At 47.9% G+C, this 12,708-nt stretch carries 15 protein-coding genes and 1 tRNA gene; 11 read left to right on the top strand and 5 right to left on the bottom strand.

The features are described from left to right. Positions 1-239: 239 nt before the first annotated feature. A complete protein-coding gene (locus AC5JLB_RS07820; RefSeq protein ID WP_495873265.1) occupies positions 240-1,301 on the top strand; it encodes a RuBisCO accumulation factor 1 in 1,062 nt (353 codons plus the stop codon). Between the two features lie 105 nt (positions 1,302-1,406). Here AC5JLB_RS07820 and AC5JLB_RS07815 read toward each other — a convergent pair whose 3' ends face one another. Then, positions 1,407-3,071: a glycosyltransferase family 39 protein gene (locus AC5JLB_RS07815; protein ID WP_495873264.1), complete on the bottom strand. Its 1,665-nt coding sequence runs from the start codon at positions 3,069-3,071 to the stop codon at positions 1,407-1,409. 144 nt (positions 3,072-3,215) lie between these two features. Here AC5JLB_RS07815 and coaE point away from each other — a divergent pair, with 144 nt between their 5' ends. The 4 genes from coaE to AC5JLB_RS07795 all read left to right on the top strand — a co-directional run bounded on the left by coaE (position 3,216) and on the right by AC5JLB_RS07795 (position 5,715). Then, on the top strand, positions 3,216-3,884 hold the full coding sequence (gene coaE, locus AC5JLB_RS07810) for a dephospho-CoA kinase (protein WP_495873263.1): 669 nt from the start codon (positions 3,216-3,218) through the stop codon (positions 3,882-3,884). Positions 3,885-3,939: 55 nt separating this feature from the next. Further along, positions 3,940-4,524 carry a type III secretion system chaperone family protein gene (locus AC5JLB_RS07805; RefSeq protein ID WP_495873262.1) on the top strand — a complete coding sequence of 195 codons (585 nt, stop codon included), beginning with the start codon at positions 3,940-3,942 and terminating at the stop codon, positions 4,522-4,524. 393 nt (positions 4,525-4,917) lie between these two features. Next, positions 4,918-5,115, top strand: coding sequence for a hypothetical protein (locus AC5JLB_RS07800; RefSeq protein WP_495695387.1), 198 nt, complete (start codon positions 4,918-4,920; stop codon positions 5,113-5,115). Positions 5,116-5,223: 108 nt separating this feature from the next. Next, the gene (locus tag AC5JLB_RS07795) at positions 5,224-5,715 is read left to right on the top strand and encodes a Tic20 family protein (RefSeq protein WP_495873261.1); all 492 of its coding nucleotides are present in this window, start codon (positions 5,224-5,226) and stop codon (positions 5,713-5,715) included. On the opposite strand, the gene AC5JLB_RS07790 is transcribed toward AC5JLB_RS07795, so the two are convergent. Beyond that, positions 5,712-6,497 carry a fumarylacetoacetate hydrolase family protein gene (locus AC5JLB_RS07790; protein WP_495873260.1) on the bottom strand — a complete coding sequence of 262 codons (786 nt, stop codon included), beginning with the start codon at positions 6,495-6,497 and terminating at the stop codon, positions 5,712-5,714. The genes AC5JLB_RS07795 and AC5JLB_RS07790 overlap by 4 nt on opposite strands. A 188-nt stretch (positions 6,498-6,685) precedes the next feature. Here AC5JLB_RS07790 and rpsF point away from each other — a divergent pair, with 188 nt between their 5' ends. The 3 genes from rpsF to AC5JLB_RS07775 all read left to right on the top strand — a co-directional run bounded on the left by rpsF (position 6,686) and on the right by AC5JLB_RS07775 (position 7,981). Beyond that, a complete protein-coding gene (rpsF, locus tag AC5JLB_RS07785; protein ID WP_495873259.1) occupies positions 6,686-7,003 on the top strand; it encodes a 30S ribosomal protein S6 in 318 nt (105 codons plus the stop codon). Between the two features lie 270 nt (positions 7,004-7,273). Next, positions 7,274-7,477, top strand: coding sequence for a high light inducible protein (locus AC5JLB_RS07780; protein WP_495873258.1), 204 nt, complete (start codon positions 7,274-7,276; stop codon positions 7,475-7,477). A 300-nt stretch (positions 7,478-7,777) separates the two neighbouring features. Continuing rightward, positions 7,778-7,981 carry a high light inducible protein gene (locus AC5JLB_RS07775; protein WP_495873258.1) on the top strand — a complete coding sequence of 68 codons (204 nt, stop codon included), beginning with the start codon at positions 7,778-7,780 and terminating at the stop codon, positions 7,979-7,981. A gap of 136 nt (positions 7,982-8,117) precedes the next feature. On the opposite strand, the gene AC5JLB_RS07770 is transcribed toward AC5JLB_RS07775, so the two are convergent. Further along, positions 8,118-9,113 carry a vitamin K epoxide reductase family protein gene (locus AC5JLB_RS07770; RefSeq protein ID WP_495873257.1) on the bottom strand — a complete coding sequence of 332 codons (996 nt, stop codon included), beginning with the start codon at positions 9,111-9,113 and terminating at the stop codon, positions 8,118-8,120. A 225-nt stretch (positions 9,114-9,338) separates the two neighbouring features. On the opposite strand from AC5JLB_RS07770, the gene AC5JLB_RS07765 reads away from it, so the two are divergent. The 3 genes from AC5JLB_RS07765 (at position 9,339) to AC5JLB_RS07755 (ending at position 11,982) form a co-directional block, all read left to right on the top strand. Further along, positions 9,339-9,411, top strand: a tRNA-Phe gene (locus tag AC5JLB_RS07765). A 203-nt stretch (positions 9,412-9,614) separates the two neighbouring features. Beyond that, positions 9,615-10,808, top strand: a complete 1,194-nt coding sequence (locus AC5JLB_RS07760; protein WP_495873256.1) for a tyrosine-type recombinase/integrase — start codon at positions 9,615-9,617, stop codon at positions 10,806-10,808. A 517-nt stretch (positions 10,809-11,325) separates the two neighbouring features. Further along, positions 11,326-11,982: an IS6 family transposase gene (locus AC5JLB_RS07755; protein ID WP_495873266.1), complete on the top strand. Its 657-nt coding sequence runs from the start codon at positions 11,326-11,328 to the stop codon at positions 11,980-11,982. A 2-nt stretch (positions 11,983-11,984) separates the two neighbouring features. Here AC5JLB_RS07755 and AC5JLB_RS07750 read toward each other — a convergent pair whose 3' ends face one another. Together AC5JLB_RS07750 and AC5JLB_RS07745 are read right to left on the bottom strand one after the other, a co-directional pair. Then, positions 11,985-12,233, bottom strand: a complete 249-nt coding sequence (locus tag AC5JLB_RS07750; protein WP_495873255.1) for a hypothetical protein — start codon at positions 12,231-12,233, stop codon at positions 11,985-11,987. A gap of 94 nt (positions 12,234-12,327) precedes the next feature. Beyond that, positions 12,328-12,708 (bottom strand): transposase (locus tag AC5JLB_RS07745; RefSeq protein WP_495873254.1); only part of this gene is annotated, 381 nt, incomplete at its 5' end.

Here is a 12,708-nt window from a genome sequence, read left to right as displayed (position 1 = left end):
TATTCAATGGAGTTACTTCTACAGCATAGAAGGTCACTCTCAATGCCATTGAGATGCGCTACCAACTGCGCTATAGCCCCTTGCGCCTCTCAATCATGCCGCATTTAGCGCTAAAGTGCAACTTCTGTGGCTGCGCCTAGTGTTAAGCAACGCCCGAAACTTGGTATAAGAAGGGATGTCTTCGGTAACGCTTCACAAGGAAGAATGCCCGATGGCGACGCTAACGCAAGGAGAGAAGGATGAACGACACACCGCAAAATCTGCCGAACGCAGACGAGCTACTGTTATTGCTGCGTCGGAAAGAAGGAAACTGGGTTGAATGGGCGCACGCTTGCCAAACACTTCAGAAAGCTGGGTATAGTCCACAAGCTATCTTTGAGGAAACTGGATTTGAGCCGATTCAGCAAAATCAAATTATCGTAGCGTCGCAAGTGTATGACACCATGCTAACCGTGGGCGTGTCTGATGCGGCAAAAGAATTTTTTGGGCGCAAAAGCAGTGATGTGTTATACGAACTGCGAACTTTGACTCAACGCGATCGCGCTGCCACCGCTGACTTCCTGTTTAGTCACAAACTCGACGCTGACGAAGCCCACGAAATTGCTCGCGCGGTGAAAGATTTCTCCCGCTTTGGGGGAACCAACGAAGCGTTTACTGATCATCCGGGTGATGCAGTTGCGTTTCAAGCGTGGAAAGCCGCAAAGCAGATCAGTGATCTACAAGAGCGATCGCGACTTATTGCCAGGGGTCTGAGATTTGCCCACAGCGCTACCGCTCGCAAAGCGATTGAGCAACTCTTAACAGACTTCACCGTTACGCCGAAGCGTCTAGCTCCGCGTTTACCTACCTATCGGCTAGAGTCAGATGAAGAATTGCCTCGAATCGTTCCGGTCGTGGGCAAGCTTCCCCTCAGCAAAGCAGACTTGGACGCTGTGCCTTTTGTTGATGCAGTTGGAGTCTTTCAGATGGTGCAATTTTCTGGTACAGGAGCGTGGGTGACGCTACCGGGGTGGCAAGTGGTGCGGAGTGCAGAAGATCCGATCGCGCTGCTGTGCGACAGTGAGAAGCTGCCCAATCCCATTCCTGGAGCGGCGGAAGAAGTGATCGTGTTAGTCGATCGCGCTCAGCGTCAGTGGCAGGAGGATAGCTATTTTGTTGTTGCGGAAGATGAGCAGCTTCAGTTGCGCTGGTTTGAAGACACGCCTGATCTCGCGTTGTTGGGACGGGTTGTGCTGGTGATGCGTCCGAAGAAGGTGCTGGATGAGGAGTATACGAAAGAGCTATGGCAACTTGATGAGTAAGCCAGAAATCAGGTTTCCGCAACGCTTTTGCAAATCAGCAATGGCGAATTGATAGAGATGTAGTGAAACACGCGGTTGATAACATCCGTAAGACTCATGGAACGCTTATTCGCCGCAATCGTACTTCTGATAGGGAATTCCAAGTCGGTAATAAGCGACTGGATTTCGGTTGCATCCGTTTCTCCCTGTAGAAAGCGTTGCCGGAAAGTCTGATTTCCTCAGTCCTGGAGCGATGATCCACAAGGCTTGGTGAGGTTGCTGAGGATTGAGCGCTGCAAGAGTTCGCCATGTCGCTTCGTATCCTTGAGATTTGCTCACAAAGGTAAACGTTTCTGCTTTCGGTAATGCCAATGCAAAACTCAAACCCAAGGCAATATCTTGAAAATCTCCGTATGCCATCACGACGAGAGATGAGCCAGAAGCGCTAAGGGTTTGAGCAATTTTCTCAGGTTGATAGGGTTTGAGAAAAACTAAATTGTAGACGACAAAGATACAGCTCAAACAGCCCGCCAACAGCACCATTATGAATGGGATTGAAGTTGGCTTCTCATCTGTTGATATCTCTCTATCTTCACTTGTATTTTTCGCACAAAGGCTGGCTCCAACTAACGCGCAAACGGCTGGAAAGTAGATAAAGTTGTAGCGCGGAACCTGGGTAATGTCTTTATGCAACCCATAAACGATCGCTAGAAATTCCAGCACACTACATAGCACAAATCCGGTTAGCGTTAGGGTCTGCCACTGCGTTTTTGGATTGTTCCAAAGCCGTCGTAATCCTTTAACGACTCGCCATCCCAACCATCCTGCAAACAGCAGCATCAACACAGCAGCAGGAATGGCAATCCACAAGGGCTGATTCTCGACTGGAAGCGCGATCGCCATTACGAGCCATCCGGCGGCAAGCTGATAGAGCGGCGCGATCGCACTCAAGATTCCTGTTTGTGGCACTTCTAACCAATCGGTTTCAGACCGTCCTATATGACTTAGAAATGTCGACAATCCAGGCAAATGCAGCAGACCAATCATGATCGTGGAAAGGATAATTGCGAGCCAATTTCGACGGTGACTTCTGCCTAACCGGCTCTGCCATGCTTGTAAAAGAATTAAAGTGATGATTTGCGCGATCGTCGCTAAAAGAAAAAAGTAGTGAACATAAAATCCGAGTCCATTGACCACAATCCAGCCGAACCAGACAGAATAGCGGATCTGTTGGTGCTGTAAATCGCGCTGAATTTGAACTAATCCTAGGAGCGCGATCGCAACAAACACCATCGGAACTGTATAGTGACGCGCTTCCTGAGATAGATAGACGGCAAATGGAGAGACTGCCATGAATAACGCAGCGACCAATCCAGCCGTTTTAGAAAACGCTACTCGATTGAGAGTGTAGGTAATGCCAATTAAAAGCACTCCTGCGATCGCGCTGAGCGCTCGGATCTTCCAGATCCAAGACGGCGGCAACGGGGCTGTCCATTGAAGCCAACTGTGCAACCAGCAAAAAAACAAGGGCGGATGAACCGATTGAACTGAGATGGTTTGAGCAATTCCACTACAAGTTGCAGCAGTATCGAGCTGAAAGATCTGATCGAGGGCGGAAACCGTAAACGCTTTTTCTAACGGAACATCATAATAGCTGCGTCCAAAACTGAATAATGCTGTGATCACTTCATCCATCCACAAAGGCTTTAGATCCAAGTTCCAAAACCTGAATGTCGTCCCCAGTAGAAGAATTCCAGCCAAAATTAGATAATGCAAAGCAGGCTCAGCCACGACTCAGAACATCAGATTGCACTCTACACTAGAAGCGAATCGTTCGGCACAATCTGGTACTCAAGAAAGCTGGTGCTCAAGAAAGGAATGATGAATTGATTTGCCTTCTTATTTCCTTGCGTTAGCGTTGTTGCAGGCGTCCCTATGACAGAACACTCTCATCCCCGAATCATTGGCTTAACAGGCGGAATTGGTATGGGTAAGACTACCGTTTCCACCTATCTAGCGACGCGCTATTCCTTGCCGATCTTGGATGCCGATCTCTATGCCAGAAATGCCGTTCAGCCGGGAAGCCCAGCACTTGCTGCAATTCGCGATCGCTATGGCAGTACGATTCTACATTCTGATGGAACCTTGAACCGCCGTCATTTAGGAGAAATTGTCTTCCAAAACCCAACCGAGCGCCAATGGTTAGAAGGACAAATTCATCCCTACGTGCGGCAAGCGATGACTGCCGATCGCAATGCTTTATGTCACGCTTTAGATAGCTCAGCCAACCCTCACGCTGCTATTGTGCTGGTGATCCCTCTGCTGTTTGAAGCGAATCTGACGGACGTTGTGGATGAGATTTGGGTGGTTTATACCTCTACTGAACAACAGGTTCAACGCTTGATGCAGCGAGAAAGGCTGACCTTAGAGCAGGCTCATGCCCGAATTAAAAGCCAAATGCCAATTCAAGACAAATGCGATCGCGCCAACGTGATTTTAGACAATTCTTCAACCGTCACCGCTCTGCTAGAACAAGTTGATCGCGCCGTACAACACTCCACTTCAACCCCGTTGGCAAAATCTGACAACCGACAGCTAGACTGAGCTATGGTATGGTAATTTCGCTCATCAATAGATTCTGATCGATTGAGAAACAGCTATGGGTACAACGCTAAAGCAGATTGCCAGCTATTTAGATGCCAAAGGCTGGAAATATAAGGTAGACCAGGAAGGATGGCGCATTCTTACGGGCGTCTACGGTGAGCATATCGAAGACTTCCTGATTGTGATTCAGCTAGATGAGGAGGGTGAATTCTTTGAGATTTTTGCGCCTCGGGTACTAGCAGGCGTTAAAAACCATCCCCACAAGGCCGCGATCCTTCAAACCATGCTTTGCATCTCTTGGGAAACGAAAATGCTTCAGTGGGAGTATGATCCCTCCGATGGCGAAATTCGCGCCATTATCGAGTTTCCTTTAGAAGATTCGACATTAACCGAACGCCAGTTCAATCGCTGTCTGCACAGTCTTGTCCAGCTTGTAGACGAACTCGCGCTGCCTCGTCTCAAAATGGTGATGGAAACCGGAGAAGATCCCGGCGATCTCGAAGAAGGTGAACGCCTGTTGCTCGCCTTGCAAGAAGAATCTCCCGGATTGCTCTCTATTTTGGAGCGAGCGATGGAGGCTCGAAAACGCCGGGGCAGAGTCACACCACCCGATGAAATGGAGCAAGACGGATCAAGCTAATCAATTTTTGGATAATTAATATTTAAGTTGATGATTCTTGCTTCACTTAACTTACACAACTTGCTTTTAAAAAATCTTAGGGTCTTTAGCTCAAGAGCACTTCAGGTCTGTTGCGGTTCTTGCTATAACTAACCCCACTTTTCTTGGATGAGTAATTTTCTGAGCGCCTAACGGTTGATTTGCCACACCGTAAAGCAATCTTTTTAGAATTTGCGTTAAGCGGTATCAAAATTACCGAACGTCTCAATAAACCTGCTCTAGAATTGGGACAATCTGACTTCAAGAGCTAGGGCGAACTTTTAAGCCATCTCTGATATCAAGCAGTTGGTTTTGGGTAAAACAGCCAATACAACCACACTTTTTTCTCTTCAAATTTCAACTGAGGAGGTATTTATGCTAGTCATCCTCATAGGCGATCGCACCATTTCTCCAGAGCAAGTTTGTCAGACCTGCCTACTCGCTGACCAGAGCGGACAGCCTCGCTGGCAGCAGGGACAATTGCGCTGCGGTCAAACTATTCGCCGTCGCGGTGAGCATCTTCCGGCGCAATACCAATGTCAGATGGGGTTTCGAGTCACCAACATTGAGTAATCAACGTTGAGCAACAAATAGTGAGTCAATACAGGAACGCAGGAACTGCGCTATTCTGTGCTTAGCACAATAGCACTTTGGTTAACGCGAAATTTAGGAGAATTATTCATGGCTTGGCGCGGGTCTACTACAGTGTCCGATCGCATTTTTGCTTGTCTTGCTTACTTTCTACCCCTCTTAGATCTGGTTGTGCTAGTCGCAGCGCCTCTAAGCGGCTCTTTTCTCAGTCCCCTGCTTGCGCTTCTGGCGGTTCCTCTTGCTCCCCTGTTTCTGCTGTATGGCAGTATTCCGTTTGCGTCTCTCATTGTGTTTTTTGCGCTCTACCTACTCGTGGTTAGAAACGAGAGCATTCCTCACTTTATCCGCTTCAATACGATGCAGGCGCTCCTGTTCTCCATCGCCTTGAGTTTGATTGGCATTATCTGGAGCGCGATTCTAGCGCCCATCTTTGGTATGGGAGGATTGCTGACTCAGACGCTATTTAACGCTGTTTTCCTAGGCACGATCGCGGCGATCGGGTACTCCCTGATTCAATCGGCGTTGGGACGCTATGCGGAAATTCCGACTATTTCAGATGCCGTTCATATGCAGGTTCGCTAATCAAGTTTTAGAGGTCTCGCAGCAACGGTATTCTCTAAAAAGCCAATCCCCTCGATTTCGACGCGGACGCGATCGCCGACTTGCAGTGCGCCGATTCCATCCGGTGTGCCTGTCAAAATCACATCTCCTGGAAATAGCGTCATCACCTGGCTGATGTAGGATACCAATACATCTGGCGTAAACACCATGTCACTAATGGCGGCTGTTTGCACTGGAGTAGGACTGTCATTGAGGAACGTCTGTAGCCTTGCGCCTGGATTAATCTCACGCACCACCCACGGACCGAGCGGACAGAAGGTATCAAATCCCTTGGCACGAGTCCACTGTCCGTCTTGGCGCTGCAAATCTCGCGCGGTCACGTCGTTGGCAATTGTATAGCCCCAAATCTTGCTGTGAGCCTCTTCGGGCGTGCAGGCAAAGGCGCGATCGCCAATCACTAATGCTAGTTCTCCTTCATAGTCCACCCGCTCGGACTGCGATGGATAGAAAATCTCCGCTTCTGCCGCAATCACCGTTGTAGGTGGCTTCAAAAATAAAAGCGGCTCTTGGGGAACAGGAGTTCCCATCTCTGCGGCATGATTAGCATAATTTTTTCCTACAGCCACAATTTTCGAGGGCGCACAGGGAGCTAAAGTCTGATACTGATTTGGGTTCAAAATCGCATCTGTTGGCTGCCCCTTAAGCCAGGGTGGAGCATCTAGCACCTGCACAGTGCGATCGATTTGCAACAACCCATAATAAATTTTTTCTGCCGCTTTTACTCGAACATAACGCTGAGCCATAGATTTGCCAATATCCTGTTGGTTGACCGGGTAGATTTGACGCGATTGGTTTAGAAACTGGTATAGAATTATAAGTCCTTGCTTTTTTATGGTTGGTGGACTTAACGGTAGGTTGAGTGCCGCTCAGCACTGCTCCACCTGTTCCACCCATTTTAGAAAGAGCCATCTTGTCCATAAGGAGAACTTCAATGAGCAATCTTTACGAAACCATGTACATCATGCGCCCCGATCTGAATGACGAGGCAGTAGATCAAGCGATCGAGAAGTACCAAACCATTTTGCGGGATAATGGCGCAGAAATTTTGGAAACTCAGCATCGGGGGAAACGCCGCCTTGCCTATGAGATTGATAGACAGCGGGAAGGCATCTATATTCAAATGAATTTCACCTCTAATGGCAGCCAAATTGCCGCTATGGAGCGGGCAATGCGCCTTAGCACCGAAGTCATCCGGTTTATGACCGTGAAGCAAGACGCTCAGCCCGTTGCAGAAGCCGAGGCTGAATAATTCGCCATTTTTAATGGTGTCTGCTAGCGCCGCTATGCTTGAGGCAAAATCAAGCGTGGCGGCGCTGGCTCTTTTAGTACACTTCTTCACCCTGAATTTCTCCAATGCTTGAATTGATTACCGTAAAAGTGAATCAACACAAAGGAGACTTCATGTTGGTTGAACGTCTCTCAAAAGCAGGACTACCTAATTAGAACCATAGATATAGGGCAGCTAGGAATGCCGAGTCTAATATGTAAAGTATAGTGAAGTTCATTTGGAATACAAACAATGCAATCACGTCCTAGCACCGATTTACCTCCTGTTTCTACTGCATATAACGGCAAAGACCGCAACGCTTTCTTATTTGGTTGGAATCCTCAAGCAGAACTATGGAATGGTCGTCTTGCGATGATTGGTTTCACGGCTTATCTGCTTTGGGATTTGGCAGGCTACAGTGTTGTGCGTGACATCTTGCACCTAGTAGGCTACTAATCCTACTTTGCTGCACCGCTCTTAATAAAAAATAATTCCTCGCCCCTCTACTGTGGAGGGGCGAGGAATTTTAGTTGAAACACAGAGCGTCAGCAGATGGGCACGTCCATCCTAGATTGCAGTGCCCCGAGCGTGAACCCTATTAGGGCTGGCGACAAGCCTTGAAACTGTAAGGAGACTTTATGTTGCTTGAACGTCTCTCAAAAGCAGGACTACCTAATTAGAACCATAGATATAGGGCAGCTAGGAATGCCGAGTCTAATATGTAAAGTATAGTGAAGTTCATTTGGAATACAAACAATGCAATCACGTCCTAGCACCGATTTACCTCCTGTTTCTACTGCATATAACGGCAAAGACCGCAACGCTTTCTTATTTGGTTGGAATCCTCAAGCAGAACTATGGAATGGTCGTCTTGCGATGATTGGTTTCACGGCTTATCTGCTTTGGGATTTGGCAGGCTACAGTGTTGTGCGTGACATCTTGCACCTAGTAGGCTACTAATCCTACTTTGCTGCACCGCTCTTAATAAAAAATAATTCCTCGTTCCTCCACAGTAGAGGGGCGAGGAATTTTAGTTGAAACACAGAGCGTCAGCAGATGGGCGCGTCCAATTTCAAGGCACTGAGCGTGAATCCTTTTAGGGCTGGCGACAAGCCTTGAAACTGTTTTGAAAATTCTTAGGCCCGGTGTAACCCGAATTCTGAGCAAGCTCTTCTAGAGTCTGCCGTCCACCGTAATACTTGCCGTTAATTTCCCACGTTGGAAACCCGAATCCTTTTCCGGTTTGCTTTTCAACTTCAGGTGCGATCGCCTTGCACGTTTCGACCTGAGCCGCCTTTCCCCCCTCTGCACACTCGACGTAGGTAAACTCATTCATGGCTTCTTTGCCAAACAGTTCTTTCTGCTCGCAGCAGTGCGGACACCAATACGCGCCGTACATTTCCGCACCAGTCTGTTTAAGGTGACGAGCTAGACCCAATTCTGCCTCTCCAGAAGAGTTCTCTACCAAAAAGTATGGATTTCCATTTGCATCGCCAATTGTCACCGCGTTCGCGCTTCTTTGCCCAATCGGAGAATAGACTGCCAGCGTTGTAATTAGCGTCACCATTCCCACAATTGTTCCCAGGAAGAACAGTTGTCCTCGATCGTTCCAATCTCGCCCAATCAGCGTCAGCACAAACATTGCGCTGGCAAAGAGGGCAGAGGCAATACAGAAGTAGCACACTCCGTTAATTCCATAGTTGGCCACAAACTTGGAGAACATGATGTACATCAGGTAGCCGCTAAACAGCAGCATTGCCGTTGCGCCCGCAAAGAGCAACAGCCAAGTATTATTTTCTAGACTAGTCCGCAGCGATTTTTTGCTTTCAGGATCAACCGCCAAAGGAGCTAGGGCTAACACGGCCATTGCCAAATATGCCAGCAAGCCAAACAGAGACAGAGGTAGACCAAAGATAGTAGCGTAAGGGCTTTCAAGCACCCGTTCACAGCCCCCCGATGGACAAGCTACGGCTTGGCTGAAAAGCTTGTTGTAGGTGATGTAGCCTGTATTGAGAATGCCGAGGGTTGCGATCGCGCCAATGAGGGGACGCGACCATCGGTAAATCCAAGGCGTAGAACGTCGGCGAGTCATAGGGGTTTTGAGTAGAAGTAGCTTTAGACTGGATCGATTTTCTGATACAGCTAAATTTTACCTCCTCCATTTTGCCTGATTTAACTGAGTTTGCGGGCGAACTTCCTGGCTGAAGGCTCTCTATTCATCTGTATTGGCATCGTTGATGCTGTAGCTCAACAAAAACCAGCTTGCAAATTTTTGCTAAGTTTGCTACTTTAGTTAAGCGTTTGAAAAGCAATCCCCGCCGGGATAGCTCAGTTGGTAGAGCAGAGGACTGAAAATCCTCGTGTCACCGGTTCAAGTCCGGTTCCTGGCATTCAACAAAATCAAGACAAAAGCCCAGAGGAAGCAGATTCTGGGCTTTGCTTTTGGCAATTTCATCCTCGATCGCGGGTTTTACGTTAGGTGTTTTTGGAAGGGTTTAGGGACAAAACTGGGGGAAAATTGGGGGAAAATTCCTAAAGAGAAAAATGGGGTCGGCGTAGACTAGAGGACATCTTCCCCCACAGGAGTTGCCTTATGTATTCGTCACACGCGCAGGGCAAGGGTAGTAAAGGTTCCGTTCAATTCAAAAATACGAAGGGTCGCTTGCAAATTGTCTTTTCTTATCCGATTGAAGAAAACGGTGAGATTAAGCGCAAACGATTCTACATTTCGACGGGCTATGAGGATACGCCCGTCAATCGTCAACGAATCGGCGGCATTGTCAGCCAGCTGCAACGGGATATTGATTATGGTGAAGTCGATCTCAGCCTGAAAAAATATCAACCGTTCGCCTCTCTTAGCACCGTTTCCACCATTCCCCCAATTTCCCCCAATCCACCTACAAAGTCTCAGCCCGATCTCGATGAGTTGTGGAAGCGCTATTCCCAATTCAAACAACCGCAAGTCAGCCCCAGCACCTACACGAAGGATTTCAAGAAGCATCGCAATCATATCAGTCGCTTTCCTAGTCGGTCCTTAGAAGATTCAACGCAGATCCGAGATCACTTACTCAAAACTTTATCGCCGGATGCGGCGAAACGATGTTTATCGCAACTGAAATCTTGCTGCGATTGGGCAGTCGATGAAGGACTAATTGAGGCGAATCCGTTTGCCTTGATGCGAATTAAAGCGCCAAAGGGGCTGTCCGAAGATGAGGATGTGAATCCTTTCACCAAAGCAGAACGGGATTTGATTATTCGCACCTTTGAGAACGATCGTTACTACAAGTTCTACGCCCCTTACATTCGATTCCTTTTCTTTACAGGCGCAAGACCGTCTGAAGTCATCGGTCTGCAATGGAAACACATTCAAGGGAGTGTGATTCAGTTCCGTCAATCAGTGGTGGTTTCTGAAGATGGTTTAGTGCTGAAAGAAGGGCTAAAAACTCAGCGTAAGCGCGATTTTCCCATTACGGCTGAAGTACAATCAATCTTGGCAGAGATTAAACCTGAGAAGGTCAATCTTGACGACTTCATCTTCAGAAGTCCGAGAGGCAAGTTTCTTGACCAACACAACTTCGCCAACCGTGCCTGGAGATCGATTATGACGAAGTGCGATATTCCTTACCGCAAAAGCTATCAATGTAGACATACCTTTATTAGCCTATGCGTTGAAGAGCATATTAATAGCACAGTGATCGGACGATGGACAGGAACCAGTGCCAAGATGATTGACAAGCACTATGGCGCAACGAACTTCACTAATCTCAGACCACCTGATCTAAGTTGAATTTTGCCAAATTGATAATGTTAATTGCTCAATCACTCATTGAGCAATTTTTTGCTTTCTTTTGCTGGCTCAGGTGAATTGGCTTTTTAAGTATGCTTTGATCGATACCCAATAACCTTGTTGATCGAAGTCTTGTAAAACCCGAGTACGTTCTCAATGGTCATCGCACCACTGCGCTCAAGGCGTTCTATGTCGGGATCAGCAGGTCTTGTTGAGTGGGCAGCTTTGGGGCGAGAGTCTCGATGACCTTGACGAACTTCTATCTGGCAACTATGGAGGTATTGTCAACTTAACCGGGCTGTAGAATAATCGTACTGGTTCAACCTTGTTCTCAACTTCCTACTCATGTATTCCCGTCATCGATTTCCTGCCGAAATTATTAGCCATTGTGTCTGGCTGTACTACACCTTTCCGTTGAGCTACCGGGATATCGAGAAAATGATGCTCTATCGCGAGATCGAAGTGACTTACGAAACGATTCGGGAATGGTGTCAAAAATTCGGACAGCAATACGCGAATCAGCTGTGTCTGGCTGTACTACACCTTTCCGTTGAGCTACCGGGATATCGAGAAAATGATGCTCTATCGCGAGATCGAAGTGACTTACGAAACGATTCGGGAATGGTGTCAAAAATTCGGACAGCAATACGCGAATCAGCTTCAGCGCAAACGCCCCTACATCACGGACAAGTGGCATTTGGATGAAGTGGTGGTAACGATCAAAAAGCAGCAATACTATTTGTGGCGAGCAGTAGATTCGGAGGGGAATATCTTGGACATCTTGCTACAACGGCATCGGGATACCGAGGCAGCAGAGCGGTTTTTTCGTAAACTGCTGAAGAAACAAACCTTCGTGCCACGAGTGATTGTCACCGACAAACTTAAGAGTTACGAAGCCGCCAAAAAGCGCGTGATGAAGAACGTGGAACATCGACAGCACAAAGGGTGGAACAATCGAGCTGAAAACTCGCATCAACCGACCCGAACACGAGAGCGACGAATGCGGCGATTCAAATCTTCAGGACAAGCGCAACGATTTTTATCTACATTTGATCCAATCCGAGGATACTTCCACCCCAAACAACATGAACTGAGTGCAAAACGATATCGAGAACAACCCCACCAACGATTTGAGGATTGGCGAGAGGTTGCTTGCCTAAACTCTGCCGCGTAAATTTAGACAAATCGTGATCGTAGCGGAACGATTGTACTTAATTCTGGGTTTTTCTCGTTAAGTTGACAGTACCTTTGGAAGTGCGGCTCTTGATCCAACCCCATCACCCGCAAAATGGCACTCACGGTGCGTTTTCCCGGTGCTAAAATTGCACCTACAATCAGCACTAAAACATGCTGCCACACCTGCTTGGAAAACAGCACAGCAAACGGTAGCATCAAACCTAAAAAGTCTTTCGGTAGCATCTGCATCAGAACCCATCCAATACTCTGTTCTGATTGTGCTACCTTTTCTACTCATCGAATGGATAAAGTCGAGCTTAGAGGACGTTTGAGAAGTAGCAGATTATGCCAGTCTCCGCAGGAGTGTACGGAGAGTTGTGGAGTAGATAAAAGCCTCCGACGTTTCTGGCAAATACTCGTAGTCTTTGCTCAAGCGGCGGTAGCGTCCCAGCCGACCGTAAGTCCGCTCCACTACCCAACGACGCGGAATGACTTTGAAGCTACGGTCAATCGGCGCAGGTTCGACACCCGGAGCGGTGATACGACGCCGTGATTCCAACGTTCGGATGTTGGACGCGCTGGACACTCCATCCCAATTGCTCCTTGACCCAACTGACAAACGTGGTGCGATACCCACCATCGACCCACAGATGCTGCAAACGTGGGGGCAGTGCCTTTTAGGAAAGGATAGAGAAAATAGGCTGAGTTTGTGCCCACTTCCGTC

The sequence above is a fragment of the Myxacorys chilensis genome (assembly GCF_059505265.1).
This window is presented reverse-complemented; position numbering and strand designations above follow the sequence as displayed.

Coding starts and splice junctions, on each gene's coding strand:
- AC5JLB_RS07750 (WP_495873255.1), bottom strand. CDS start 12,233: ATGCAGATGCTACCGAAAGACTTTTTAGGTTTGATGCTACCGTTTGCT.
- AC5JLB_RS07795 (WP_495873261.1), top strand. CDS start 5,224: ATGGCTTGGCGCGGGTCTACTACAGTGTCCGATCGCATTTTTGCTTGT.
- rpsF (WP_495873259.1), top strand. CDS start 6,686: ATGAGCAATCTTTACGAAACCATGTACATCATGCGCCCCGATCTGAAT.
- AC5JLB_RS07800 (WP_495695387.1), top strand. CDS start 4,918: ATGCTAGTCATCCTCATAGGCGATCGCACCATTTCTCCAGAGCAAGTT.
- coaE (WP_495873263.1), top strand. CDS start 3,216: ATGACAGAACACTCTCATCCCCGAATCATTGGCTTAACAGGCGGAATT.
- AC5JLB_RS07790 (WP_495873260.1), bottom strand. CDS start 6,497: ATGGCTCAGCGTTATGTTCGAGTAAAAGCGGCAGAAAAAATTTATTAT.
- AC5JLB_RS07770 (WP_495873257.1), bottom strand. CDS start 9,113: ATGACTCGCCGACGTTCTACGCCTTGGATTTACCGATGGTCGCGTCCC.
- AC5JLB_RS07780 (WP_495873258.1), top strand. CDS start 7,274: ATGCAATCACGTCCTAGCACCGATTTACCTCCTGTTTCTACTGCATAT.
- AC5JLB_RS07820 (WP_495873265.1), top strand. CDS start 240: ATGAACGACACACCGCAAAATCTGCCGAACGCAGACGAGCTACTGTTA.
- AC5JLB_RS07775 (WP_495873258.1), top strand. CDS start 7,778: ATGCAATCACGTCCTAGCACCGATTTACCTCCTGTTTCTACTGCATAT.
- AC5JLB_RS07760 (WP_495873256.1), top strand. CDS start 9,615: ATGTATTCGTCACACGCGCAGGGCAAGGGTAGTAAAGGTTCCGTTCAA.
- AC5JLB_RS07805 (WP_495873262.1), top strand. CDS start 3,940: ATGGGTACAACGCTAAAGCAGATTGCCAGCTATTTAGATGCCAAAGGC.